This window comes from Alkalicoccus chagannorensis DSM 18086, assembly GCF_000429725.1.
Taxonomy (GTDB): Bacteria; Bacillota; Bacilli; order Bacillales; family Salisediminibacteriaceae; genus Alkalicoccus; species Alkalicoccus chagannorensis.
In genome coordinates this window covers 1-23984 of record NZ_AUCK01000035.1, presented here as the reverse complement: position 1 = coordinate 23984, position 23984 = coordinate 1, and the positions used below count along the sequence as shown (strand labels likewise).

Here is a 23984-nt window from a genome sequence, read left to right as displayed (position 1 = left end):
GGTTTTATGAAACGATGTTTTCAGTTGAGTCACCCATTCCAACAAAGCACGGAATCCAGAATACCTGTTATCGAACCGAAAGGCTTCGGCAAGATCAATACCGCGGTCATCCTGAGCCCGGGCGTAGTTGGTTTTTTTCGCAATATCAACACCGATAATCAATGTCTCTGAATGGATTTGCTTGATGTTTTCGTTTCGGTTATAATTCATTCGTGAGTCCTCCTTGGAAGTAGTTAGGGGTCCTTTTCGCTGATCAGCTTTGGACACCTTGTATCCTACCAGGAGGGCTCTTTTTTTGACAAACCCCAAATTACTTCAATACAGGAATGCTTTCTTATACTAGAACAAAAGCGCAAAGCGCCTTTTGGTGGGAACCGCGTGCGGAAGCGCTGCAAGCTTTTTGAGGGAAGAAAACGTTCTTTGTTTATTCCCGAGCAGCGCATGGAGCCGCCGTCACACTATATGAAAACTTATACATTCCTATCATGTAAAAAAACCAGGCGGCAGTGCGTCTGAATCGACGTACTGCCGCCTGGCTTTTCGTTATGAGACCGCACTATCTAGCCTGCTCGTTGTGAACCTCGTGGAGCATCCAGACATGACCGAATGGATCTTTAAATACGGCATTGCTGACGCCTACGCCCGGCATTTCTGTGACCGGCTGAATTTCCCGGCAGTCCAGCTCCATCGCTTTGTCATAGACGGGACTGATCGAATGGACGGTTATATTAAACCAGACCGAGGGCATATGATCGAGTGCCGGTGCATACAAATGATACTCGGCGTTTTCATCAAGCATATGAAAGGTAACATCGTAGATACGGAAAATTGCTTCATTCGCCCCTTTTTCCATATCCGTTACTTCTACTCTCTCTACATCAAAAATGGACTCATACAGCTCCAGCGCCTGGAGCGAGTCCTGTACGACAAAATTAATTTCCGCTGCTTTCATGCCTATCTCCTCCTTCTCACTGCACTCCTTTCGACACAGGCAGCGAAAACTCCTTTTTCTTCTATGTACGATCTCTTTCTTTTTCCATCGGAAGTTTTCGGGGAGCATGCCTGGAGCTGTTTTTCCTGTCTGCGGCGCCTCCGCCGGACAACCTGGAGAAAGGTCAGCTGCGCACGTTGCCTCATGGATGTATCCCTCAAACCCACTACAGGAAGCGTCGGAAGAGCAGTTCTTCCGACGCCACGTGTACAGCCAGCCTGCCATGGTGCAGACTTTCCTTTTAGGAGGAAGGAGGCTGGTAATAGACCCGGTGCTCTGTTTCAAACTGCGTGATGTCCGCCTCATGCTGCAGTGAAAGTCCGATATCATCCAGGCCGTGCAGCAGCATATCTTTGAAGAAACGATCAATCTCAAAGTAATAGATGGTGCCGTCTGATGCTTTGACCATATTCAGATCAAGGTCTACGGTCAGCTCAGCGTGAGGGTCTGCTACCGTCAGCGAAAAGAGATGGTCCACTTCCTTTTCGCTCAGTGTTACTGGAAGAATGCCGTTTTTGATCGAATTCTGGTAAAAAATTTCGGCGAAAGACGGGGCGATGATGACGCTGAAGCCAAATTCCTTCAGTCCCCAGGGAGCGTGCTCCCGAGAAGACCCGCTGCCGAAATTCTTCTTCGTTAATAGAATCTCCGCATCCCGTGCAGGTGACTGATTTAAAATGAAGTCTTTCTCCCTGCCTTCCTGATCATAGCGCCAGTCGTAAAAAATGATATCGCCGTAGCCGGTCCGGGTCACCCACTTGAGGAACTGCTTCGGTACGATCGTATCCGTGTCAACGCTCTCCGCATCGAGCGGTGCCGCATGGCTGTGTACTTTCTCGAAATATTCCCTCATCCTGCATCCTCCTTCAGCATCCTGCGTACGTCCGTAATTTCCCCCGTCAGCGCAGCTGCAGCGGCCATTTCCGGACTCATCAGATGCGTCCGTCCACCGCTTCCCTGACGGCCCTCAAAGTTCCGGTTCGAAGTCGAAGCACAACGCTGTCCCGGTTTCAGCGCATCCGGGTTCATCCCGAGACACATGCTGCACCCGGCGTTACGCCACTCAAACCCGCTCTGAAGGAAAATATCATCCAGTCCTTCTTCTTCAGCCTGCTTCTTCACCTGCATCGACCCTGGAACAACCATGGCGTGAACGCGGGAATCTGTTTTCTTCCCTTTCACTACTGCTGCCGCCTTTCGCAGGTCTTCAATCCGGGCGTTCGTGCAGGATCCGATAAACACAACATCCACAGGGGTCCCCTGCAGCCGGTGTCCCGGCTTTAATTCCATGTACTCGAGTGCTTTATGGAAGCTGTTTCGATCTGCTGCCTCGACTTCTTCTTCTTTCGGGACGTGCCCGCTGATGCCGGTCGTCATTCCTGGGTTGGTGCCCCAGGATACCTGCGGCTCCAGCTCGCTGACATTGAGCGAGATTTCTTGATCAAATACGGCATCGTCATCCGTGTAGAGCGTCCGCCATTCCTGCACAGCATCCTCCCAGGCCTGGCCAGACGGAGCATATTTTTTCCCTTGTACGTAGTCGAAGGTGACGTCGTCCGGTGCGAACAGCCCAGCGCGCCCGCCCATTTCGATGGTCATATTGCAGATTGTCATCCGTTCTTCCATAGTCAGTTCTTCCTGAACGGGTCCGCGGAATTCTATCACATAGCCTGTCGCAAAATCGTGCCCATATTTTCCGATGAGCCCGAGGATGATGTCTTTCGCCTCCACCCCGAACGGACGGCTTCCATTAAAATTTACTGCAAGTGTTTTCGACTTATACTGCTTCAGGCACTGCGTGGTCAATACATGTTCGACTTCACTCGTGCCGATGCCAAAGGCGAGCGCCCCAAATGCACCGTGGGTGGACGTGTGGCTGTCCCCGCAGACAATCGTCTGTCCGGGAAGCGTCAGGCCGTTCTCCGGCGCTATGACGTGAACAATTCCCTGGTCGGCATGAAAGAGATCGAACACAGGAATCGAAAATTCTTCGCAGTTTTTCTCCAGAGTATCAATCTGCTTCTGTGACACCATGTCCTGCAGCGGCTCATTCCGGTCCGTCGTCGGGACGTTATGGTCCATCGTCGCCAGCGTCCGGTCGGGACGGCGGACAGTGCGGTTTTTCAGCCTGAGGCCTTCAAATGCCTGTGGAGAAGTAACTTCATGAACGAGGTGCAGGTCGATGTAGAGAAGAGACGGCTGATCCTCCAAATGCTTCACCACGTGCTTTTCCCAGATTTTTTCGTACAAGGTTCTACCCATGCTGTTTTGCTCCTTTCCTGCCGGCTTCGGTTGCGAGAAGCACTTTGCCGGTGCTTTGTCTTTCTTCCACGACGCGGTGGGCTTCCGATGCTTCTTCAAGCGGATACGTGCGATAGATCGGCATCCACAGGCTGCCGCTTTGCAGGCGGTTCATGTTCTCTTCGACATTCGTTTCAGCATGTCGAGCACCACATTGGCAGCAGTGCCCTCCGTAATGCCGAGGCGCCGGTCGATCCGGTGTTTTGCATGAATAATTTCCCGACCTCCTAGTTTCGTTGCAACTGCCGCCTTCATGTATGCCCTATGGTCAATTTCTGTTTAAAACAATCGTTCCTGCTTTGAAGATTCTGTCGACCACCTCATCGCAGTCAATGAAGCGCACTCCGTCGTGACGTGATGTCGACTGTCGACTGTCGACTGATTAGTTTTACAATAGCATCATTCTCCACTTATGACAAACGATCATCCCGATTGGAAAACCATTTCCGGACCGTCTCCAGGTCTTTCTGCAGATGGTTGCTCATGGCTGATTCCGCCAGCTCTTTGTTTCCAGCCGCTACCGCCTCACATATCTGTTGATGTTCTTTCAGGTAGTGCTCGCGCCGGAAGTTCTGCTGATGCAGACTGCTTCGGATAAACGTCACTTTTGCCTGCACGGTTTTCATTAAGGCCTGCAGCTCCTCGTTTTCACAGTAATCAATAATTGTCTGATGGAAAGCGGTGTTCAGTCGAACAATTTCTCCTGTATCGTCCACTTCCAGCGCTTTTTCCGTTTCATTCAGAATTATTCGCAGCGCATCAGAACCAGAGCCCGCTTTTTGCTCTGCCATGAGACCTGCGGCCAATGATTCGAGTCTTTCGCGGCACACATACAGAGCCTCTGCCATCTTCAGCGTCGGTTCAATAATACGAAGAGCTGTACCATCATGAAAAATCAAACCATCCTGCTGAAGCATCTTCAGCGCTTCGCGAATCGTTGCTCTGCTCACACCTATCTCTCTGGATAATGAGGCTTCTGTCAGCCGCATCCCGGGCTCCCACTCCCCACCTATGATTGCACCACGGAGGATATCATAGCTTTGAAGATGCAGCGGCTTTTCTTTTTTTATGATTTCATTCATCTCGTTCCCCCTGATTGTGTACGTCGTTGTCGTTATCGTATAAGATCATCACCACCCCGTCAATTTTCTGAAGCAAACAGGTGGCTCGCCATAAGACTGACATAAGACATATGCAACTTATAAAGCGAGCGACGTCGCTCCAGGTTCTTAGAGGGCAGCATGAGTTCTTCATTCTTCCCGAGCAGCTGGCTACGCCGTCCCCCCGTATGAAAACTTATACATTCTTATACTTTGAAAAAGGCTGCACGATGCCCTTTGGACATCGTGCAGCCTTTCGATCATCAAGCAGCACACATTTGATCCCGCTTGCATGCTCACTACCGTATTAAGATACTTGAAACTGCTCGACCTGCTCTTTCAGCTTTTCACTCGAGCTCTGCAGGCCTTCTGCTGAATGGGCGATGGTCTTCAGGGCATGCAGCTGCTCTTCTGCTGAAGCACTGACTTCCTCTGAAGCTGCCGCACTCTGTTCGATTACGGCTGCGATATGCGCAATCGAGGCGACCACATCTTCTTTGTATCGGTCGATCCTGCCGATGTCTTCGTTCATCTGAGCGACCATCGTGCTCATATCCTGGTTCCGCTCTGCGATATCTTCAAACGAAGCTACCGCGGTTTCTGTCATGGCATATTGTTCTTCAGATAAGGCGCGTACATCATTCATGTGCCCCGCTGCATCCGCGGTTTGTTCCTGTATATCCACCATGGACGTCCGGATGCTGCCTGCGGCATTAGATGTTTCTTCTGCGAGTTTACGTACCTCATCAGCGACGACGGCGAACCCTTTTCCGTGTTCTCCTGCTCTTGCCGCTTCAATCGAGGCATTCAACGCGAGCAGATTGGTCTGCTCTGCGACGGAGCTGATGGTCGTAATCACGTTGGAGATTTCCCCCATCCGTCCGGATAAATTCTCCACAATGTCCTCCACCCGGCGGATCCGTTCATTCGTTTCCTTCGTTTTAGCCTGCAGCTCCGGCGTCTGCTCCATCCCGGCCTGGTTCGACCGCTGTACCTCTTCTGCCTGCTCATGCAGCGAAGAGGTGACCGCCGCAAGGGCCGTCAATTGGCCGGAAAGTTCATTCGTTCTGGTGTGGGCATCTTCTGCAGATGAAGAAGCACTCGACGCTCCGTCGGCCACATCCTGCACCGCCCGACTGATCTCTTCACTAGAAGCCATCGTTTCTTCCGAGACCGCACTGAGCTGCTCCACAGCATCCGCAGAAGTATTCACGGAATCCCTGACCGAACCAGTCAAGTTCCGGAGGTTCATCACCATCGTATTGAAACTATCGGTCAGCTGACCGGTTTCGTCGGAGGAAGTCGGGGTCAGATGTCTCGATAAATCCCCTTCCGCGACATGTTTCACTTCGTCGTTTAAAGCGAGGATCGGCTTAGTGATCCGGCCGGAAACGTAATACATGATGCCGGCAGTCAGCAGAATCAGCACTCCGGCGATCAGCGCTAGATTTCGAAGCAGCGCGTTTACTCCCGCATAGACTTCCGACTCCGGGAGCACCAGTCCGAGTGTCCATCCGTTCTCGTTCAACGGCACGTGAGAAACAATCGCTTCTCCCTCTGCAAACCCTGCCGAAGTAGAGCCCGCTTCATCAAAACCGCCGCTGATTCCCTCCAGGACAGCATCATCGGATAACGCCTCCGCCTCTGGATGGGCAAGGAATGCTCCTGTATCATCCATCAGAAACGCCCAGCCGTTCTCACCCACCTGGAGCTCCTCCGCCATCTGCTGCAAGGATCCGGCGTCCATATCGCTTGAAATCACGCCGCCGAGTTCTCCATCTTCTTCATAAAATGGCGTGCTGACCGTCACTAGCACCGTATCGAGCGCCTCGTCGTAATAAGGCGCTGTCCAGGCTGTCTGTTCCGCTTCCACGCCAGCGTTATACCAGTCATGGGAAGGATAGTCGTAGTCGGCGTCCTCATACTCATCTGTAAAGACAACGTCCTCTCCGTCTTCATAGCTGTAGGGACCGACATACTCCGTTTCTTCATCGTAAGCGAATGGCTCAAACCAGATCCCCACGCCGAACGTGGAAGCATTCATCTGAACGAGCCTGGCCTGCACCTCTGCCATCTCCGCTTCGCTCATCTCCGGCCCATAGGTCCCAGTCATCTCGGCAAGCGATTCGCCGATCCGGGCATGTTCGGTTAACGTCTGATCCATGTCCCGTGCCGTTTCTCCTGCCTGATGCATCAGACGGTCCTCGATCTGTCCCTCGATCTGCCCTCTTGCAAACATATAGCTGACCGCTGTCACCAGCAGCACCACTATCATCATGATTGGAATGAAGCCTAAAAGCTTTGTTCGTATGGATTTTGTCATGACGTCGTCTCCCCTTTTTCTGTAACTCATGTCCCGATAGTAATATCGGCAGAGAGGCGACTTGATTGAATGATTTCATGACACTTTTCTCTTATATTTGGATAAGTACTATGGTTGATAGAATGAAAGCGTTACCGATAATTTATTTTTGAAAAGTGAATAAAGGCCATAACAATTGGGAGGAGACTTCCTATCAACATGGTGCCGGCAGTCCACCCAAAGGGAAGATAGAACCAGGTAATTGGAATCGGATAATTGTGACGATGTGGAAACCTCTCGAGCACCGATAATAGAACAAACAGGGCAGGTCCTGCCAGACGATGAGCAAAAAAACGATAGAACCGAAAAGAAAAGCGATACCAACAGCATCGGCAGCCTTTGCAGCGTAGTACGGGTCATGCTTTGTTTCGGTTTTCGTTGCTGCATACATTCACCTTCCTTTCGTACCACCTACGCTGCTGTGGCATAAGAAGTTCCAATAGAACAACAGGTTCTTCGTTCTCCCGGAGCGCGAAGCGGCCGTCATGCTGCCGGGGCATCTTAACTCCGAACGTAAAAAGACCACTCATCAAGGAACCCTTGATGAGTGGTCTATCTGAAAGCTTATTACTCTAACATGAACAATAATAGGAACATGTAGCGTGTTTCAGCGGTTGAACGCTGATGTGGCAAGGGTTTTACGACCCTATTACATCATGCCGCCCATACCGCCCATGCCGCCCATGTCCGGCATGCCGCCGCCGGCACCGCCGCCGTCTTCTTCCGGCAGGTCGGCAACGACAGCTTCTGTTGTGAGGAACATCGCGGATACGGATGCTGCGTTCTGCAGAGCAGAGCGCGTCACCTTGGTTGGGTCGACGATACCGCTTTCCACCATGTTCTCGTATTTGTTTGATGCTGCGTTGAAGCCGATTCCGACTGCTTCGCCTTTGAGCTTCTCGACAATGACAGAGCCTTCGAGACCAGCGTTTTCTGCAATCTGGCGTACCGGCTCTTCCAGTGCACGGAAGACGATGTTCGCACCAGTTGCTTCGTCCCCTTCAAGCTCCAGGTCTTTAATGGCTGAGAGTACGTTGATGAGTGCTGTACCACCACCTGCAACGATACCTTCTTCCACCGCTGCCCGCGTCGAGTTCAGGGCGTCTTCGATACGCAGCTTCTTCTCTTTCATTTCTGTTTCTGTCGCTGCGCCGACTTTGACCACTGCGACACCGCCTGCAAGCTTCGCCAGGCGCTCCTGCAGTTTTTCGCGGTCGAAATCAGATGTTGTTTCTTCGATCTGGGATCGGATCTGGTTGACACGGTCCGAGATTTTCGCAGCCTCGCCGTTTCCTTCGACAATCGTTGTGTGATCTTTCGTTACGACGATTTTCGATGCGCGGCCGAGCTGGGTAATTTCAGTTGACTTCAGATCAAATCCGAGGTCCTCTGTAATCACTTCCGCGCCGGTCAGTGTAGCGATATCTTCCAGCATCGCTTTACGACGGTCACCAAAGCCTGGTGCTTTCACTGCTACTGCGTTGAACGTGCCGCGGAGCTTATTGACAACGAGTGTTGCGAGCGCTTCGCCTTCCACGTCTTCGGCAATGATCAGGATCGGCTTGGACTGCTGGACAACCTGCTCCAGTACCGGCAGTACTTCCTGGATGTTTCCGATTTTTTTGTCTGTAACGAGAACATACGGGTTCTCCAGTACCGCTTCCATCTTATCGGAATCGGTCACCATGTAAGGCGAAGAGTACCCACGGTCGAACTGCATACCTTCCACGACTTCAAGCTCTGTGGAAAACCCTTTGGACTCTTCTACTGTGATAACGCCGTCGTTGCCGACACGCTCCATTGCTTCAGCGATCAGCTGACCGACCGTGTCATCCGAGGATGAAATGGAAGCAACTTGAGAGATGGACTCGCGGCCTTCGATTGGATTCGAGATTTTCTTGAGTTCTTCCAGTGCTGCATCGGTCGCTTTTTCAATGCCGCGTCGGATGACCATCGGATTCGCACCAGACGTCACGTTCTTGAGTCCTTCTTTGATCATCGACTGGGCGAGCACTGTTGCCGTTGTTGTACCGTCACCAGCGATATCATTTGTCTTGGAAGCAACTTCTGATACGAGCTGGGCGCCCATGTTCTCAAAGTTGTCTTCCAGTTCAATTTCCTTCGCAATAGTAACACCGTCGTTGGTGATCAGCGGGGAACCGAACTTCTTCTCGAGCACGACGTTACGTCCACGTGGTCCAAGTGTCACTTTTACTGTATCTGCAAGGCGGTCCACCCCGCGCATCATCGCACGGCGTCCGTCTTCGCGAAACTTAATATCCTTTGGCATCTCACATCAACCTCCATAGTAGTAGAATCAAAATTTCTTCGTCTCTATTCGTTATTATTCGATAACTGCGAGCACATCACTCTCGCGAAGGATCAGCAGTTCCTTGCCTTCGTACTTAACATCTGTACCGGCATACTTCGAGAAGAGCACGCGCTCATCCTGCTTGATTTCCGGGGCAACACGCTCACCGCTTTCTGTGACACGTCCGCCGCCGACAGCAACGACTTTTCCTTCCTGCGGCTTCTCTTTTGCCGAATCCGGTAGAACAATCCCGCTGGAAGTCTTCTCTTCCTGCTCGATAACTTCAATGACGATACGATCTCCTAATGGCTTTAACAAGGAAAACACCCTCCTTCAATATTGGAGTACGCCGGAGCGCACTGTGAATAAGTAATCTTATTAGCACTCGTTCATCATGAGTGCTAACACAATTATTATAATAATCAACGCCTATTTATTTTGCAACCCTTTTGCTGAAAATTTTTATTCTCCTTCAGGGCACCTTTCTACTTGTGCCCTTTTTTCTTTCTTTTGAAACGCTTCCTTTCCATTCCCAAATTGTTTTACAGGATACCGCAGCAGTAGTTATGATACAATAATGACTGTTACGCACCTATTTATTTAGTGAGGAGCGATGAAACATTGAATAAGTTTTACTGGTTTATTCTCGCTGCCTTTGCAGCGATGCAGCTTTCTCCGGTGGTGATCATGCCACTGCTGATGGCATTGGGATACGAAGGCACGATGGAGCAGATGTCCGGGCTTTCCATATCGATCGGTTTCACCATTGGTTTTATCGTCATTTCCCTGCTTGCATGGAAAGCAGGGTCCGTTCCAGCACTCCGCGAGGGGCGTGCCGACATTCCGACGACGATCCTCTGGTCGGTGATCGGTATTTTTCTTGCTTTTGCCGCCCAGTATGCCGCTGCGTTAATCGAAACCTTTGCATTCGGTATTGAACCCGGTTCGGAAAATACCGAAATGATAGTGGATATGGCGATGGCTGCACCATTTACCATTGTCGTCGTCTCCGTTTTAGGACCCGTCGTCGAAGAAATCGTCTTTCGTATGGTGATTTTCGGTGCGCTGTTCAAACGATTCGGCTTCTGGATTGCTGCGCTTTCCAGTGGATTTATTTTTGCCATCATCCACTTCGACTTTGAGCACCTGCTCGTTTATCTCGCCATGGGGGTTGTCTTCGCCTGGCTCTACGTGAAGACGAAGCGGATCATCGTTCCGATTATTGCTCATGTCGGCATCAACTCGTTCGTCATGCTCGTGCAGGTCATCTTCGGTGAACAGCTGCAGGACTTGATGGAACAGATGGAAGAAATGGAACAGTCACTGCAATTTATTCTGGGAGGGTTGTTTTTATGAGCCGGTCTCCCCGCGCGAACGGATTTCTCTTTTTGTTTATGGGGACGCTCTTTCTGATTCTTGCCATCCAATCGGCTGGTCAGACAGCAGGGTGGGATGCGATCACCATTATTCTCATGGCCTTCGCTGCCTTTGATTTTCTGCTGGCGTTCAAGTTTTTAAGCATGGCTCCCCAGCAGGACAATGATAAAAAGGACTCCTGAAGAAGAGCGAAGAACGTTCTGTGAAACAACAGAACCATTTTGCATAGAAAGCCGGACATGATGCTGATCGTGTCCGGCTTTTTTTGATATGAACAGCCCTGTCGATCGACAATGGAGTGTATCCGTCTGCGGCTGAATGGGAATGGGAGTATCACTCCCTTCTTGTGTAAAAGATCCCCATTCTATCTAATTACCGGTTATCCAGCATGACTCACTACATACCTTACGTGAATAGGTCACCATCGATAGATATGAGTCTTTCGTTATGATATGTTAGTAATGCTATTCTGCACAACGTTTCTCACCTTGGGAAAACCGGTATGCTTGAATAGCTCTATTTACAACAACCATCAACTAGTAGACAAAGGAGATACATATGACATTTTGGAAAAGCTTAACCTTCCGCTTTATTGCATCTATCGTCGTGGTTCTTCTCGTGAACACGACGATATCAAATTTTCTCCTGCAGCTGATTGAACAGGTCGGGGTTGATTTAGGCCTCTTAGGTGTGTGGCTGAACGCCTCCATGAACATCATCATTACGACGCTGCTGCTGTATTATCTCCTGAACATGTTCGTCATCCGCCCGCTCCGGTCGATGCTGAAGAAAATCGACCGGTTCGAAGAGGGCGAACGGGAGATCCGCTGCAACATGAAAGGTTCAGACGAAATTGCGGAATTAGGTCATCGACTGAATACGCTGTTTTACAACATCACTGCTTCTGAAACATCGATGGAGCAGCAGATCGACACCGTCGAGAACACAGCTGATCACGTGTCCAGCCGCGTACAGGCACTTACCGAAAAGACAAGCGCCATCAATGAGCTGACAAGCCAGGTTTCCGATCATTCCCACGCGCAGCTCTCGACCTTTCAGGAAACGTTGAGTACGACAGAAGCGGTCGATCAGAACATCCAGGACATGACCGAGAAACTTGCCGCAGCCTCCACCACGTTTTTGAATCTCGAATCGGAGACCGATAAGGGAAAAGCGGACATTCAGCGGATCGCTTCGATTATTCAGCACCTCACGGAGAAAGCGGATCATACCCGGCAGATGATGAATCAATTTGCTGAAGAAGTGAAAGAGATCCGCAGCGTTGTCCATCTCATCAACGATATTTCAGAGCAGACGAATCTGCTCGCACTGAATGCCTCGATAGAAGCAGCGAGAGCCGGGGAACATGGAAAAGGCTTTGCCGTTGTGGCCGACGAGGTACGAAAGCTGGCTGAACGCTCCCTGGCATCCACGAAAGAGATCACCGCCACCGTAAACAAGGTCGTGGACCAGGTTCATACGTCGAGCCGTCATACCGAAGAAGATACGGAAGACATGAAAGAAAGTGCCCAGCAGATCGAAAACATGCGCCACCGCTTTGATCACATTATTCAGACCATCGTGAACAACACCGGCGAACTGAAGCAGATTCAGGAGGCTGCTTCGGCAGTTTCCGCCTCCAGCTCAGAAATTGCCGGTGCGATGTCCAGTGAGGCCTCCAAAGCTGAATCGCAGTCGCATTTGATTGAACAAGCCAGCAGTGCTGTGGAAGCACAGTTTCAGGAAGTGGAAGGGATTCAGGAAGAAGTCTCAGAACTGCAGCGGCGGGTCCGTGCCTCGACGGAAGGACTTCATGCTGCTTCTTCCCAGTAACAGCAGGCATGTATCGGCGGCAGGACTTCTAGAAGAGAGGGAACACACGTCGTCTTTTCGCAGCGGTTCCCGTCCCCCGTTTTTTCTGATGAGAACTGCGGCACTTTTATCGACGCACAACACGCCGGAAGCAGCTGCTTCCGGCGTGTTCCTGTGGAATATTAGTCCGATTCGGCCTTCTGCAGCCGCCGGTGTTCTCTTCCGATGAGAATACCGGCAGGGATGGACAGAAAACTCAATACGGCAATGACTAAAAACCCTTCATTAATTGCCGCAAGAGAAGCTTCTTCGACCGCTCCCCCGTTTGCTGCCATCAGCTGCGCGCGCCGTACTTCAAAATAAATGGAGACAAACACGATTCCGAGAGAAGAACTCATCTGACGAATCACGTTATTCACCGCGGATCCTCTGGATACAAAAGCTTCCGGAATCGCATTCATGCCGGCGGTCGTCGCCGGCATTTGACTCAGTCCCATGCCGATACCGCGGAGGGCGTTCACTGCAATGACGATCCATAATGCTGTCCCCATTTCCATAAAGCCTAGAGCAGCCGTCCCGACCGCCATCAAAGTCAAGCCCAGGGTAACGGTCCACGCGGGTCCGGCCTTGTCGAGCCAGCGCCCTCCGATGGTCATGAAGATACCAGCCAGCATCGCTGCCGGCAGAAATGCAATTCCCGTCATGACCGCACCGTATCCGTAAACGTTCTGAATCAGCAGCGGCAGCAGAAAAATGCCGCCGAACAGGCTGATCGAATGAATCGCAGCCACCCAGACACTGAAGGTGTAGGCTTTTGCTTTGAAAATCGACAAGTCGAGAAGCGGCTGTTCTACTCGTAATTCCGTTCGTATGAAGAGTGCGATGCATGCGGCCCCGAAAAGAACAAGCATCAGGTTGAACGGGTTGCTGAACTGCGCCAGCTCGGTCATCCGGCCCAGAGCGGCCAGCACGGATCCTACGCCCAGAGTGATAAAGACAAACCCTCTCAAGTCAAAACGGATCGATGGGTCCGGTTTCGTCTGCTTCAGCACATACCACGAGAATACCAGGCCGAGAATCCCCGTCGGAAGATTAAATAGAAACAGCCACTGCCACGCCGCGAATTCGACAACCAGTCCACCGAGCGTGGGTCCGATTGTCGGCGCGACCATGGCTGCAATGCCCCACGTCCCCGTTGCCAGACCCCGCTCTTCTTTCGGAAACACTTCAAAAATAAGCGCAAGAGACAGCGGCATAATCATCCCTCCGCCGATTCCCTGCAGACCCCGGAAGGCAATGATGGATGGCAGGTCCCATGCAAATGAACCAAGCACCGATCCTGCCAGAAAGACGCCAAGGCCTGTTAAATACAGCTGCTTTTTGCCAAACTTATCACCGAGGTAGCCGGTGAGCGGCATCGTCATCCCCATGGCTACCATGAAGATCGTAATAATCCAGCCGGCTGCTACAGCATCAGCATCGAAGACCGCCATGAAGTGCGGAATGGCCGGGTTGAGCATGCTGTTATTCAAGATGATTGTAAATGTTCCCAGCAGAACAGAAATGACAACAAGCCATTTCTGCGGTATTTTCGCCATCCGCTTCCTGTCCCCTCTCGTCCTCGTTGTTCCTCTCTCCCAAGCCTATTGCAGGACGCCGGTATGCAAGTACGCATCACACAAGCAGCGCATTTCCAAAGAAGACGCAAAGCATTCGGCGTTTTACGAGTCCTTTCCAGAAGTGAAAAAAGAGCGTCTCATGAAGTCTTGAGACGCCCTTTCCCTATCGGCATCGAGACCGGCAGTGCCCCGCCTGCCGGAACAAAGAGCTTCCCCTGCGGCAGTCGTGGAAAGAAGAATCAGGAGTTCTTATCCGTTCCTTCTTCCGGTTGAATTGGGTAGTGCTTCATGAAATAAATAAGGGACTGCAGCTCCACGGAAAGATCAATGTGATGAACACGGATATGTTCCGGCAGAGATAACCGTGCCGGTGTGAAGTTTAAAATTCCTTTAATGCCGGCTTCGACAAGCTCCTCTGCAATCGGCTGCGCCTGCTGGGCCGGCACGGTCAGGATGGCTACTTCAATATGCCCTTCCAGGTGCTTCTCGAGATCACGGAAATGATGAACCGGCACCTCACCGACCATTTCTCCGACGATGGACTCCTCCACATCGAAAGCCATTTCAATGCGGGTATTGTTGCTTTTACTGAAGTTGTATTTCAGAAACGCTGTACCAAGGTTCCCGACACCGATGAGCGCCACCTGCGTCAGCTCATCCTGGTCCAGCGTCTTGCGGAAGAAGGAAAGCAGGTAACTGACGTTGTATCCATACCCCTTTTTACCGAGGGCACCAAAATAGGAGAAATCCCGCCGGATCGTAGCGGAATCCACCTTCACTGCTTCACTCAGTTCGGAAGAGGAGACCCGGTTCTTACCGGAAGTCTGTAGTCCCTCGAGAAAACGATAATATAATGGAAGTCGTTTCGCAGTAGCCTGCGGTATTTTCGCCTGATCAATTTCCATCGACATGTTGACTGCTCCTTTCTCCGCGGTGGTAATCCCCGCTCTTGCCCCCTGTTTTATCCAGCAGATAAGTCGGTCCGATGACCATCTCCTTATCCACAGCCTTGCACATATCGTAAACCGTCAGCGCTGTGGCACTGGCAGCTGTGAGCGCTTCCATTTCCACACCTGTCCTTCCAGTCGTCTTCGCGGTTACCGTCATCATCAGTCTATATGTTTGCTCTTTCACATTCCATTCAAAGGAAATATCCACACCGGAAAGCGGCAGTGGGTGACACATCGGGATAATGGTCGATGTCTGCTTCGCCGCCATGATACCGGCGGTCTGCGCGACACTCAGGACATCTCCTTTGCTGATCGAACCGTCACGGATCCGGGTGTAGACTTCCTCATTGACTTGAATACTGGAGATAGCAGCGGCCGTCCGTGTGGTCGTCTCTTTTTCGCTGATGTCGACCATTTTCGCTCTGCCCTGCTCATTGATATGTGTGAAATTATCCAACTCTCGCACCTCATTTCCATCCTTCATTGTACACTATTCACAAGCCTTCTGCATAATGCTTTGCTAACGCTCCCTCCCGTCATGTACACTAAAGAGAGGTACTCACATAGAGAAGGATGAAACGTCATGATATTATTACAGTGCAGTCAACTATCCAAACATTTTGGTTCTGAACAAATCTTAGCGAATGTGAAAATGGAAATCAAGCAGCGGGAACGGATTGCGCTGGTTGGAAGAAACGGTGCCGGCAAATCGACGCTCCTGAAAGTATTCACCGGCGAAATGGATTACGATGAAGGACAGCTGATGATCCCGAAAGATGTCCAGATCGGCTACCTGGCACAGGACAGCGGACTCGATTCCCACCGAACGATCTGGGAAGAGATGCTGACGGTGTTTCAGGACATTAGAAAGATGGAGCAGGACCTCCGTCGTCTGGAAGCACAGATGGCCGAGGGAGACCACGGAAAAATCCTCGAGGAGTACGATGCGCTGCAGCAGGAATTCCAACAGCGCGGCGGCTTCCAGTATGAAGCGGATATACGCGCCATCCTGAACGGGCTGCATTTTTCCCAGTTCGACTTCGATACGCCCATATCCTCTCTCAGCGGCGGGCAGAAAACGCGGCTGGCACTCGGAAAACTGCTGTTATCCCGGCCTGATCTGCTCATTCTCGACGAGCCGACCAACCACCTCGATATCGATACACTAACGTGGCTGGAGCAGTATTTATCCAGTTACGAGGGATCTGTGTTGATCGTCTCCCACGACCGCTACTTTCTGGATAAAGTCGTTACGATCGTCTACGAGCTTTCCTTCCAGCGGAGCCGCCGTTTCCACGGAAATTACTCTCGATATCTGGAGGAGAAAGCGAAAGTATTTGACCAGGAAATGAGTGCGTTTGAAAAGCAGCAGGAGGAACGAAAGCAGCTGGAAGACTTCATTCAACGGAACCTGGCCAGGGCGTCGACCAGCAACCGGGCGAAAAGCCGGAGGAAAAAACTCGAGAAGATGGATGTGATGGAACGCCCGTCAGAAGACGACAAGTCCGCTTCTTTCCGTTTTGACATTCAACGGCAGAGCGGGAATGATGTGCTGATGCTCGAGGACGTGGCTCTGCAGTATGCGAACCAGCCTCCCCTTCTTGAACAGGCGTCCCTGCACGTTACCCGAGGAGAAAGCATCGCGCTGATCGGTCCTAACGGTGCTGGGAAATCCACACTTTTAAAAGCCATCACCGGGCGTCTCCAGACCTCTGCCGGGAACATCCGGACCGGAAGCAACGTGACGATAGGCTACTATGATCAGGAACAGACAGAACTGAACAGCCGTAAAACCGTGCTTCACGAGCTCTGGGATGAATACCCGGATGTGAACGAAAAAGATATCCGTACGGTTCTCGGAAATTTTCTCTTTACCGGCGAAGAGGTACTCAAATACGTATTTGACCTCAGCGGCGGGGAAAAAGCGAGGCTCGCACTCGCAAAGCTGATGATGCAGAAAGCCAACCTGCTGATTCTCGATGAGCCGACGAACCACCTCGACCTCGACAGTAAAGAAGTACTGGAAAATGCCCTCATTGATTATCCAGGGACCATTATCTTCGTCTCCCACGACCGTTACTTCGTCAACCGGATGGCCACACGCGTCGTGGAACTGCAGGGACAGGGGCTGACCAGCTACCTCGGGGATTATGACTACTATGCCGGCAAAAAGGCAGAACAGGCAGAACTTGCAAGAATCGAAGCAGAAAGCGTCGCAGCCGCCGAGCCGGAACCCGCAGCGGGAGGCAAAAATGATTTCCGCCGCAACAAAGAACGACAGCGGGAAGAACGACAGCGCCTCCGCCGGATCGAAGAACTGGAAGAAGCCATTGAATCAGCCGAAAAAGAAGAAACCGGCATCGAAGACAAGCTTTGTGATCCGGCCGTCTTTCAGGATCACGAACAAGCGGCGGAACTGAACCAGTCTCTTGAGGAAGTCCAGAACCGTATGATGGCACTCATGGAAGAATGGGAAGCCCTGCAGGAAGAATAAAGCGCCGCCGGCAGCTCCCTATTTAAAGAAAAAAGGACCGTCTCCCTTCACGCGGAGACGGTCCTTTTTTCCTCGTTTACACCGGGATCCATCCCCAGCAGCCTTTCTTTCTCCGAGATATTCCCCTCTACTTGTGGATAACTACAAAGGGATTCAAGCCGTTTTCTGACTTTTCCACTGTCAACCGATAATAGTCCTTTTTTCGACAACTGTCCACACAACCCACAGACTTATACACAGAAAAGTGGCTGATACTACGCTTTTCGCTCCAGTTATGCACATTATCCACAGATAAAACAAAAAAATATGTGCACAAGTCAAATGCTTCAGCCGCAGAGATGAGAGCGGTTTATCCACATTATCCACAATCTATGGACAGAATTGTGGACTTCCGAGCATGGTCCTATTGACAGTTCACTAGACCTTTCTTCCGTCGACGGCGAAAAGCACGGAGCGGCATGTGATCGGAAAGGCGTGAGCTTCACGTATGGAAGGAAAGAACAGGTTCTTTCCTTCCGCGCAGCGCGCGAAGCCGCCTTCATCCTAGTATGACAGCTGATGCTTTCTTATGAAGAAACAAATAACGCCGCGCCAGAATTCGCTTCTGACGCGGCAAGAAAAAGGAGAGGCAGACATGGTGCTTTGTATAAGCCGTCCGGGGATATGCCCTTAGGAGGAAGATGTAAGCGGCAGTGGCAGTCCCGGCATGCCGTTGAGTCGGTCATCCGCTTTTTGGCCCTTCAGCCACTGCTGATGCGCTGCGGCCCCAATCATGGCCGCATTATCGGTACAAAGGGCAAGCGGAGGGATGGAGAGCTTCCACTCCTGCCCTGCCGCAGCTTCTTCCAGCCCCGCTCGAAGCCCCTGGTTCGCTGCTACCCCGCCGGCAACAACGAGTTGACGAACCGGGCGCTGCTCCAGCGCCTGCATCGTTTTCGTCACGAGCACATCACATACCGCTTCCTGAAAGCTGGCCGCGAGCACCGCCGGATCTACGGTGCGGCCTTTCTGTTCGGCATTATGCAGCGTATTGATGACGGCGGACTTTAACCCGCTGAAGCTGAAGTCCAGTGACCCCTCTTCCAGCCAGGCGCGGGGAAGGGCCAGCTCCGGTTCAGCTGTGCCCGCCAGTTTATCTATTTCCGGGCCGCCCGGATAAGGCAGTCCAATCGTGCGGGCCACTTTATCATACGCTTCCCCTACAGCATCATCCCTCGTCTCTCCAAGTTTTTCGTATGAATGATGATCCTCCATGTATATCAGTTCGGTGTGACCCCCGCTGACCACCAGCGCCATCAGTGGAAAGGTCAGTTCTTCTACAAGGTGGTTGGCATAAATATGCCCTGCAATGTGATGCACTGGCAGGACGGGAAGATCCCAGGCAAAGGCGGCCGCTTTCACGGCGCTGATCCCGACGAGAAGCGCCCCGACCAGCCCCGGTCCTTCCGTAACCGCAACGGCATCCAGATCGTCTGGAGAAACGTCTGCCTCTGCCAGCGCCTGTTCCATGACAAGTGTAATCTGCTCGACGTGATGTCTCGATGCCACTTCAGGTACCACACCGCCGAACCGCTGATGACTTTCCATCTGCGAAGCAATCACACTGCTTCGTATCTCATTTCCATTTTGAATCACGGCGGCTGCCGTTTCATCACAGCTTGTTTCCACCGCCAGAATCAGGCTCGTAGTCATAATTTCACCCACATGACGAGAGCATCCTCCTGGTTATCAGTATAATACCCGCGTCGGATGCCTCCATTTTCAAATCCAAATTTTCGATACATCTTCTGGGCTGCCTCGTTGGATACCCGGACTTCGAGACTGAGCGTATCGGCTGCCAGCGTAACAGCCATTCCCATCACAGCTTCCAGCAGTCCTTCCCCAACACCTCTGCGCCGATAATCCGGATGCACAGCAATATTCGTAATATGAGAGTCTCCGTGAATCACCCATAATCCGCAGTAGCCGATAATACGTTCTGTGGTTTCAGCAATAAAATAATGGGCAAAGCGGTTTTTTATCAGCTCCTGGTAAAACGCTTCTCTCGTCCAGGCCGTCGAAAAACTGGCATGCTCAACGTCCATGACACCATCAAGATCATCGGTACGCATCATTCTGATTGTAACTGCATCAGTTTCCATACTGTTCCCGCCATTTCGCTTCGGCCTCAGCCAATCTGGTATAGTTCGGAACAAATGCGTGCGTATCCACCGGTTCCTGACGTTCAACAGCATAGCGGATCATGGATACACCTGGGTGATAATCCCCGCGCTCTGTAAAGAAAGCCTCCGGCAGGGCGCCGCAGATCGTACTCCGGAACACATCCGCATCGGGACTGACGAACAGAATCGGCTTTTCTTCCCGCTGCAGCCGCTCCAGCCAATCTTCCATGGACGTATTCCGGTCTTCCTCCACTTGCTGCATGTGTCCATCATCATATGCATAGAGGCCGGTGAATACTCTCCCCCGCCGAGCATCAAGGAAAGGACAGACGAGACCGTGAAAGCCTCGTCCACTGTAGGAAAGCAGCTCCAGCGAAGAGACCGCGTACAAAGGGATGTCGAGGGCCCAGGCATACGATTTCGCCGATGTCACTCCAATGCGGACACCCGTGTAGGAACCGGGACCGGCCGTCACCCCTACTGCCTCGAGGTCTTTCATTTTCCATCCCGTCTCTTCCATCAGCGTCCGGACAGCCGGCTGCAGACGCAGCGAATGATTCTTCTTGATGTTGGTCGTGATTTCTGCGATCCGCTCCCGGTCCTCCGTCAGCGCAGCGCTGAGGCAGTAGGTCGACGTATCAATACTAAGCATCCGCAAGGTCTATCCACTCCTTTAGCCGCTGCCGGGACGTGGGCCCTGACGCACGGACATCGATTGATCTTTCTGCCGGGCCGGTATATCGGATTGTCACATAAACATGATCAGAAGGCAGCTGCTCTTCCAGCATTTCCGGCCATTCGATGATGAGCACGCCCGCGTCCAGGTATTCTTCCAGTCCCAGCTCTTCCATGCTGTCTTCCAGACGGTAGGCGTCCATGTGATAAAACGGCAGCCTGCCTTCGTATTCTTTCATGATGGTGAAGGTCGGACTATTCACGTTCCCCTCCACTCCGAAAGCGGACGCCACCGCTTTTGTGAAGGTCGTTTTACCAGCACCGAGATCACCGCTAAGTGCTACCGTATCACCCTGCCTCAACACGGCAGCCAGTGCTCCCGCAAGCAGGTTCGTTTCTTCTTCGCTCGTAGTATGCCAAGTTTTCATCATTTTCCATCCTATCACAAAAGGCTTTATTCAACGGCTGATGCAAGAGTGCTGCCGCTTCCATGTTCGTCGCCTGCCGCAGAGAAAAGCTCTGCTGTCCCTCGGTTGCATTCGATCGGACTGCTATGACTGGAGAAGCCGTCCCGAAAACCACCCCGGCTATCAGAAGATCACCTTCCAGGTCCAACCCGAAGCGCAGTTACCCTGTGATCGCTCCGCCCAGCTTGGTCAAAAATGGGAATAGCCGCTGTTTTCCAGAAGCCTGTTCTCCCCGTCTCGTCTCAAATAGACACCGCTTCCTTCTTTCACTTCCCCTACGACCTTCCAGTCTGGACTGCCGATTAGCTCCCAGTCCTCACGGCTCATCGTACCGAGCAGACAAAAATCTTCCCCTCCGTAAAGGAGCCACGCTTCCTGTTCTTCTTCTGATGCTTCGTTGAACTGGCTCAGCTCAGGGAGTTTGTCCCACTCCAGGTGAAGACTGCATCCGCTGGCTTCCGCGATTTCCGCCGCTTCTCTGCCGATCCCGTCGCTTACATCGTTCACGGCGGCACGAATACCTGCTGCAGTGAGTTTTCGGCCTGCCGCTGTATGCGGCACCGGATACTGATGCGACTGAATGTCACGTTCGGGCCCCCACGCCCTGCTGCCTTCTTGAAGCAGGCGTTTTAAGCCTTTCGCGGAGAATCCTACCGCTCCAGTCAGAAAAACAACGTCACCGGTTCGTGCCAATGAACGAAGCAGTGCTCTCCCCTGTTCCACGCGTCCAATAACAGTGATGGTAAGGACGAGTTTATCTTTAGTCGAAACGGTATCGCCGCCGATCAGGTCCATGTTCTCCTGTTCCGCGAGTTTCTTCATCCCGTCATACAATATGGTTGTTTCTTCCTGCGTCCAGCCTTCTTTCGGGACTGCAATCGATACTAAATAATAAAGAGGTTCCGCTCCCATCGCTGCAAGATCGCTGACATTCGCAGCGAGTGCTTTCCATCCGACAGCATCGACAGGCATCGTCTCCTTCGTAAAGTGCACTCCTTCGACCATCGTATCCACAGCATACACGGTATCCATCGGGTTCGTCCCAGCAGTTACCGCAGCGTCGTCTCCTATCGCACAGCGGACGGTATCCCGCCGTATGTGGTCCGGCTGAATGGATCGGATCCAGTCAAACTCATTCATCATCAGCTCATCCGTTCTCATTTAGTTTCAACGAGTTATATTATATCAATCCGAAGGGGGGAAAGAAAGCCGTATTGATTACCGCATAGCTGTTCGATGTCTTCAAGCACGAAGCGTTCGTCGATCGGAACAGCGTATGTCGTTACGAAGCTGCGCAGCAAAACGGATGCTCAACGTTTCCTGCGCGGTTTACGAAGCCGGCCACCTTCGTTCTCAGTACCCGTTTTGTTCGGACATCCTTCACAAAACGCTGCTGCTCCCGGCAGAGACCAGAAGGGGGATTGCCTTTCTGCGAGGAAGTTTCGATGTCAAGGACGCAGAAAGGGAGACCGCCTCACAAATACATGAGACGGTCTCCCAAATCGATTTGGAAGAGTATGTGTTCCCGCAGACCGACTTCGGTCCCCAGAGAGGGAACGTGAAAGATCGATCATCCGATCAGGATGTGGATGTTGCTGTCGGCGTTTCTGCCAGCGCCTTTCGGAATCCGTCGATGATATCCCGCTCATCTTCAATACCAACCGAGATCCGGATCGTACGATCTGTCACCCCGAGCTTCTGACGATCCTCTTCACTGAGGGGACGGTGGGACGTCGTTTTTGGATACGTCACTGACGTCTCCAGACCGGCAAGGGTCGGAACTACTTTGATCCATCCGAGATGTTTGGAGAAGCTTCCAGCATCCAGCTGGTCTCCAAGTTCAATCGTGACGACGGCACCATTTCCATTTGGAGAAGCAGCTTTAGGATAATACACTTTTTTGATCAGCGCTTCCTGTTCCAGTGCTTCCGCGAGTGCCGCTGCATTGCTGCACTGTTTCTGCATGCGGACGCTCATCGTTTTGAGGCCGCGTACAGCAAGCCATGCTTCAAACGGGCTGATACTGCTGCCGAGCATCGCCGTTTTTTGTTTCGCTTTTTGAATGATCTCGGCCGAACCAGTGACAACTCCCCCGGTAACATCACTATGCCCGCCGATGTATTTCGTTGCACTGTGAGCCACGATATCCGCTCCCTTTTCATGCGGGCGGATCAAGTACGGCGTTGCGAAGGTATTATCAATCATCAGCATGACATCATGCGCCATTGCCACTTGGGAAAGCCCCTCGATATCTTCCACACGCAGCAGTGGATTCGTAATCGATTCGGAATACAGAAGAACCGTGTTTTCCTGAAACGCCTGCTCTACAGCTTCTCGGTCTTCCATATCGACAAAGGAAACCTCGATACCGAAGTCCTTCAAGTCGTTGGCGAACAAGGAATACGTTCCACCATATAAGTCCTGGGTCGCAATAATGTGGTCGCCCTGTTTCGCGGCCGCAAGCACTCCGGAGAGGATCGCAGCAAGACCAGATGCGGAAGCAGCACCCATTTCCGCCCCTTCCAGTTCCGCAGCACCGCGGCCGAGGTCATCACTGTTAGGATTCCCCATTCTTGTATAAAGATACGATTTTTCGCCTTCGAAATACTGTTCCATGTCTTCAAAATCCTTGAATGTAAAAGCGGAGGTTTGATAAATCGGCTTCGTCTTGCTCACCTCTGCTGCTTTTTCTTTATTCGGAAAATGTACGTTCTTTGTATGAAAATGCATCATCTATGTCCCCTTTCTCTCTTTTCATCATATCGCATTTTTTGTCGGAACAACACACTTTCCAACGATGTAACCGGTTTCTTATCTGATTTTTTTCAAACAGGCGGCTTTGCCTTCTTTCGCTGCGCTGCTTTTAGTCTCGATGAACGGACGTTTACGTTGTACGGAGGTGCTGTTTTCCTTGGTGAGAACATAGACCTTGCAGGCTCTTCGAGGGAAGAAAGAGGTTTTCTTTCTGCCCGTGCAGCGCAGGAAGCCGCCGTCTTCTTGTATGAAAACGTCTACATTCCTATACTAAAAAAAAAGACCGCTGCACCGCCCTTCCGGGCGGCCCAACGGCCTTCGGTATCCAGCAGCGTCCTACTTTCGCAGGGGGAGAACCCCCAACTATCATCGGCGCTGGAGAGCTTAACTTCCGTGTTCGGCATGGGAACGGGTGTGACCTCTCCGCTGTTGCTGCTGAATCTTGAGCTGTCCGCTCAAAACTGGATAACGCGCTGCGAATCGTGCATGATCGGTGTCTTAGTCTTCCGCGTCCAAAATCACTTGGTTAAGTCCTCGATCGATTAGTATCTCTCAGCTTCACGTGTCGCCACGCGTCCACACGAGACCTATCTACCTCATCATCTCTGA

20 protein-coding genes, 2 rRNA genes and 2 pseudogenes are annotated in these 23984 nt (G+C 51.8%); 4 read left to right on the top strand and 20 right to left on the bottom strand.

Annotated elements, in window-relative coordinates; genetic code table 11:
• The 9 genes and pseudogenes from G477_RS0114385 to groES all read right to left on the bottom strand — a co-directional run.
• Positions 1 to 210, bottom strand: a pseudogene (locus G477_RS0114385) (IS110 family transposase); the annotation flags it as partial.
• Positions 211 to 556: 346 nt separating this feature from the next.
• Positions 557 to 952, bottom strand: a complete 396-nt coding sequence (locus tag G477_RS19750) for a VOC family protein (protein ID WP_051288056.1) — start codon at positions 950 to 952, stop codon at positions 557 to 559.
• A gap of 280 nt (positions 953 to 1232) precedes the next feature.
• Positions 1233 to 1844, bottom strand: a complete 612-nt coding sequence (gene leuD / locus G477_RS0114375) for a 3-isopropylmalate dehydratase small subunit (RefSeq protein ID WP_026698527.1) — start codon at positions 1842 to 1844, stop codon at positions 1233 to 1235.
• Entirely contained in the window at positions 1841 to 3253 is a 1413-nt protein-coding gene (gene leuC, locus G477_RS0114370) for a 3-isopropylmalate dehydratase large subunit (RefSeq protein ID WP_026698526.1), read from the bottom strand. The genes leuD and leuC overlap by 4 nt, the downstream gene beginning before the upstream one ends.
• On the bottom strand, positions 3246 to 3551 hold the full coding sequence (locus G477_RS21680) for a zinc-binding dehydrogenase (RefSeq protein WP_342664188.1): 306 nt from the start codon (positions 3549 to 3551) through the stop codon (positions 3246 to 3248). The genes leuC and G477_RS21680 overlap by 8 nt, the downstream gene beginning before the upstream one ends.
• 151 nt (positions 3552 to 3702) lie before the next feature.
• Positions 3703 to 4374, bottom strand: coding sequence for a GntR family transcriptional regulator (locus G477_RS0114360; protein ID WP_026698525.1), 672 nt, complete (start codon positions 4372 to 4374; stop codon positions 3703 to 3705).
• Between the two features lie 325 nt (positions 4375 to 4699).
• The gene (locus tag G477_RS0114355) at positions 4700 to 6715 is read right to left on the bottom strand and encodes a methyl-accepting chemotaxis protein (protein WP_026698524.1); all 2016 of its coding nucleotides are present in this window, start codon (positions 6713 to 6715) and stop codon (positions 4700 to 4702) included.
• Positions 6716 to 7403: 688 nt separating this feature from the next.
• Positions 7404 to 9044 carry a chaperonin GroEL gene (groL, locus tag G477_RS0114345; protein ID WP_026698522.1) on the bottom strand — a complete coding sequence of 547 codons (1641 nt, stop codon included), beginning with the start codon at positions 9042 to 9044 and terminating at the stop codon, positions 7404 to 7406.
• A gap of 54 nt (positions 9045 to 9098) precedes the next feature.
• Entirely contained in the window at positions 9099 to 9383 is a 285-nt protein-coding gene (groES, locus tag G477_RS0114340; protein WP_026698521.1) for a co-chaperone GroES, read from the bottom strand.
• Positions 9384 to 9686: 303 nt separating this feature from the next.
• Here groES and G477_RS0114335 point away from each other — a divergent pair, with 303 nt between their 5' ends.
• The 3 genes from G477_RS0114335 (at position 9687) to G477_RS0114325 (ending at position 12275) form a co-directional block, all read left to right on the top strand.
• The gene (locus G477_RS0114335; protein WP_026698520.1) at positions 9687 to 10421 is read left to right on the top strand and encodes a CPBP family intramembrane glutamic endopeptidase; all 735 of its coding nucleotides are present in this window, start codon (positions 9687 to 9689) and stop codon (positions 10419 to 10421) included.
• Positions 10418 to 10624, top strand: a complete 207-nt coding sequence (locus G477_RS0114330; RefSeq protein WP_026698519.1) for a YdiK family protein — start codon at positions 10418 to 10420, stop codon at positions 10622 to 10624. The genes G477_RS0114335 and G477_RS0114330 overlap by 4 nt, the downstream gene beginning before the upstream one ends.
• A gap of 376 nt (positions 10625 to 11000) precedes the next feature.
• Positions 11001 to 12275, top strand: coding sequence for a methyl-accepting chemotaxis protein (locus G477_RS0114325; protein ID WP_026698518.1), 1275 nt, complete (start codon positions 11001 to 11003; stop codon positions 12273 to 12275).
• A 161-nt stretch (positions 12276 to 12436) separates the two neighbouring features.
• On the opposite strand, the pseudogene G477_RS0114320 reads toward G477_RS0114325, so the two are convergent.
• From G477_RS0114320 to moaC, 3 genes and pseudogenes are all read right to left on the bottom strand, one after another.
• Positions 12437 to 13882, bottom strand: a pseudogene (locus tag G477_RS0114320) (DHA2 family efflux MFS transporter permease subunit); the annotation flags it as partial.
• Positions 13883 to 14112: 230 nt separating this feature from the next.
• Positions 14113 to 14778, bottom strand: a complete 666-nt coding sequence (locus tag G477_RS0114315) for a redox-sensing transcriptional repressor Rex (protein ID WP_026698516.1) — start codon at positions 14776 to 14778, stop codon at positions 14113 to 14115.
• Complete coding sequence (moaC, locus tag G477_RS19745; protein WP_035212117.1) at positions 14768 to 15280, bottom strand: cyclic pyranopterin monophosphate synthase MoaC; 513 nt, start codon at positions 15278 to 15280, stop codon at positions 14768 to 14770. The genes G477_RS0114315 and moaC overlap by 11 nt, the downstream gene beginning before the upstream one ends.
• Positions 15281 to 15406: 126 nt before the next feature.
• On the opposite strand from moaC, the gene G477_RS0114305 reads away from it, so the two are divergent.
• On the top strand, positions 15407 to 17317 hold the full coding sequence (locus G477_RS0114305) for an ABC-F family ATP-binding cassette domain-containing protein (protein ID WP_026698515.1): 1911 nt from the start codon (positions 15407 to 15409) through the stop codon (positions 17315 to 17317).
• A gap of 669 nt (positions 17318 to 17986) precedes the next feature.
• On the opposite strand, the gene tsaD is transcribed toward G477_RS0114305, so the two are convergent.
• From tsaD to G477_RS0114265, 8 genes are all read right to left on the bottom strand, one after another.
• A complete protein-coding gene (tsaD, locus tag G477_RS0114300; protein WP_035212114.1) occupies positions 17987 to 19009 on the bottom strand; it encodes a tRNA (adenosine(37)-N6)-threonylcarbamoyltransferase complex transferase subunit TsaD in 1023 nt (340 codons plus the stop codon).
• Positions 19006 to 19458 (bottom strand): ribosomal protein S18-alanine N-acetyltransferase, encoded by a 453-nt coding sequence (gene rimI, locus G477_RS0114295; protein ID WP_026698513.1) that lies wholly within the window; start codon positions 19456 to 19458, stop codon positions 19006 to 19008. The genes tsaD and rimI overlap by 4 nt, the downstream gene beginning before the upstream one ends.
• The gene (gene tsaB / locus G477_RS0114290; RefSeq protein WP_245575545.1) at positions 19448 to 20131 is read right to left on the bottom strand and encodes a tRNA (adenosine(37)-N6)-threonylcarbamoyltransferase complex dimerization subunit type 1 TsaB; all 684 of its coding nucleotides are present in this window, start codon (positions 20129 to 20131) and stop codon (positions 19448 to 19450) included. Before tsaB ends, rimI begins: the two co-directional genes overlap by 11 nt.
• A complete protein-coding gene (tsaE, locus tag G477_RS0114285; RefSeq protein ID WP_035212113.1) occupies positions 20124 to 20582 on the bottom strand; it encodes a tRNA (adenosine(37)-N6)-threonylcarbamoyltransferase complex ATPase subunit type 1 TsaE in 459 nt (152 codons plus the stop codon). The genes tsaB and tsaE overlap by 8 nt, the downstream gene beginning before the upstream one ends.
• 228 nt (positions 20583 to 20810) lie before the next feature.
• Entirely contained in the window at positions 20811 to 21761 is a 951-nt protein-coding gene (gene thiL, locus G477_RS0114280; RefSeq protein WP_026698510.1) for a thiamine-phosphate kinase, read from the bottom strand.
• A 438-nt stretch (positions 21762 to 22199) separates the two neighbouring features.
• Positions 22200 to 23351 carry a trans-sulfuration enzyme family protein gene (locus tag G477_RS0114275; protein WP_035212110.1) on the bottom strand — a complete coding sequence of 384 codons (1152 nt, stop codon included), beginning with the start codon at positions 23349 to 23351 and terminating at the stop codon, positions 22200 to 22202.
• A 347-nt stretch (positions 23352 to 23698) separates the two neighbouring features.
• A 5S ribosomal RNA gene (rrf, locus tag G477_RS0114270) occupies positions 23699 to 23815 on the bottom strand.
• 82 nt (positions 23816 to 23897) lie between these two features.
• Positions 23898 to 23984 (bottom strand): 23S ribosomal RNA (locus tag G477_RS0114265); the annotation flags it as partial.

Bases quoted from the DNA above. Each gene is read 5' to 3' on its own strand.
- tsaD (WP_035212114.1), bottom strand. From the start codon at position 19,009: ATGACTACGAGCCTGATTCTGGCGGTGGAAACAAGCTGTGATGAAACG.
- G477_RS0114325 (WP_026698518.1), top strand. From the start codon at position 11,001: ATGACATTTTGGAAAAGCTTAACCTTCCGCTTTATTGCATCTATCGTC.
- G477_RS0114330 (WP_026698519.1), top strand. From the start codon at position 10,418: ATGAGCCGGTCTCCCCGCGCGAACGGATTTCTCTTTTTGTTTATGGGG.
- G477_RS0114315 (WP_026698516.1), bottom strand. From the start codon at position 14,778: ATGGAAATTGATCAGGCGAAAATACCGCAGGCTACTGCGAAACGACTT.
- thiL (WP_026698510.1), bottom strand. From the start codon at position 21,761: ATGAATGAGTTTGACTGGATCCGATCCATTCAGCCGGACCACATACGG.
- leuC (WP_026698526.1), bottom strand. From the start codon at position 3,253: ATGGGTAGAACCTTGTACGAAAAAATCTGGGAAAAGCACGTGGTGAAG.
- rimI (WP_026698513.1), bottom strand. From the start codon at position 19,458: ATGGAAACTGATGCAGTTACAATCAGAATGATGCGTACCGATGATCTT.
- G477_RS0114360 (WP_026698525.1), bottom strand. From the start codon at position 4,374: ATGAATGAAATCATAAAAAAAGAAAAGCCGCTGCATCTTCAAAGCTAT.
- leuD (WP_026698527.1), bottom strand. From the start codon at position 1,844: ATGAGGGAATATTTCGAGAAAGTACACAGCCATGCGGCACCGCTCGAT.
- G477_RS0114275 (WP_035212110.1), bottom strand. From the start codon at position 23,351: ATGCATTTTCATACAAAGAACGTACATTTTCCGAATAAAGAAAAAGCA.
- tsaB (WP_245575545.1), bottom strand. From the start codon at position 20,131: ATGCTTAGTATTGATACGTCGACCTACTGCCTCAGCGCTGCGCTGACG.
- groL (WP_026698522.1), bottom strand. From the start codon at position 9,044: ATGCCAAAGGATATTAAGTTTCGCGAAGACGGACGCCGTGCGATGATG.
- G477_RS19750 (WP_051288056.1), bottom strand. From the start codon at position 952: ATGAAAGCAGCGGAAATTAATTTTGTCGTACAGGACTCGCTCCAGGCG.
- G477_RS0114305 (WP_026698515.1), top strand. From the start codon at position 15,407: ATGATATTATTACAGTGCAGTCAACTATCCAAACATTTTGGTTCTGAA.
- tsaE (WP_035212113.1), bottom strand. From the start codon at position 20,582: ATGAAAACTTGGCATACTACGAGCGAAGAAGAAACGAACCTGCTTGCG.
- G477_RS0114355 (WP_026698524.1), bottom strand. From the start codon at position 6,715: ATGACAAAATCCATACGAACAAAGCTTTTAGGCTTCATTCCAATCATG.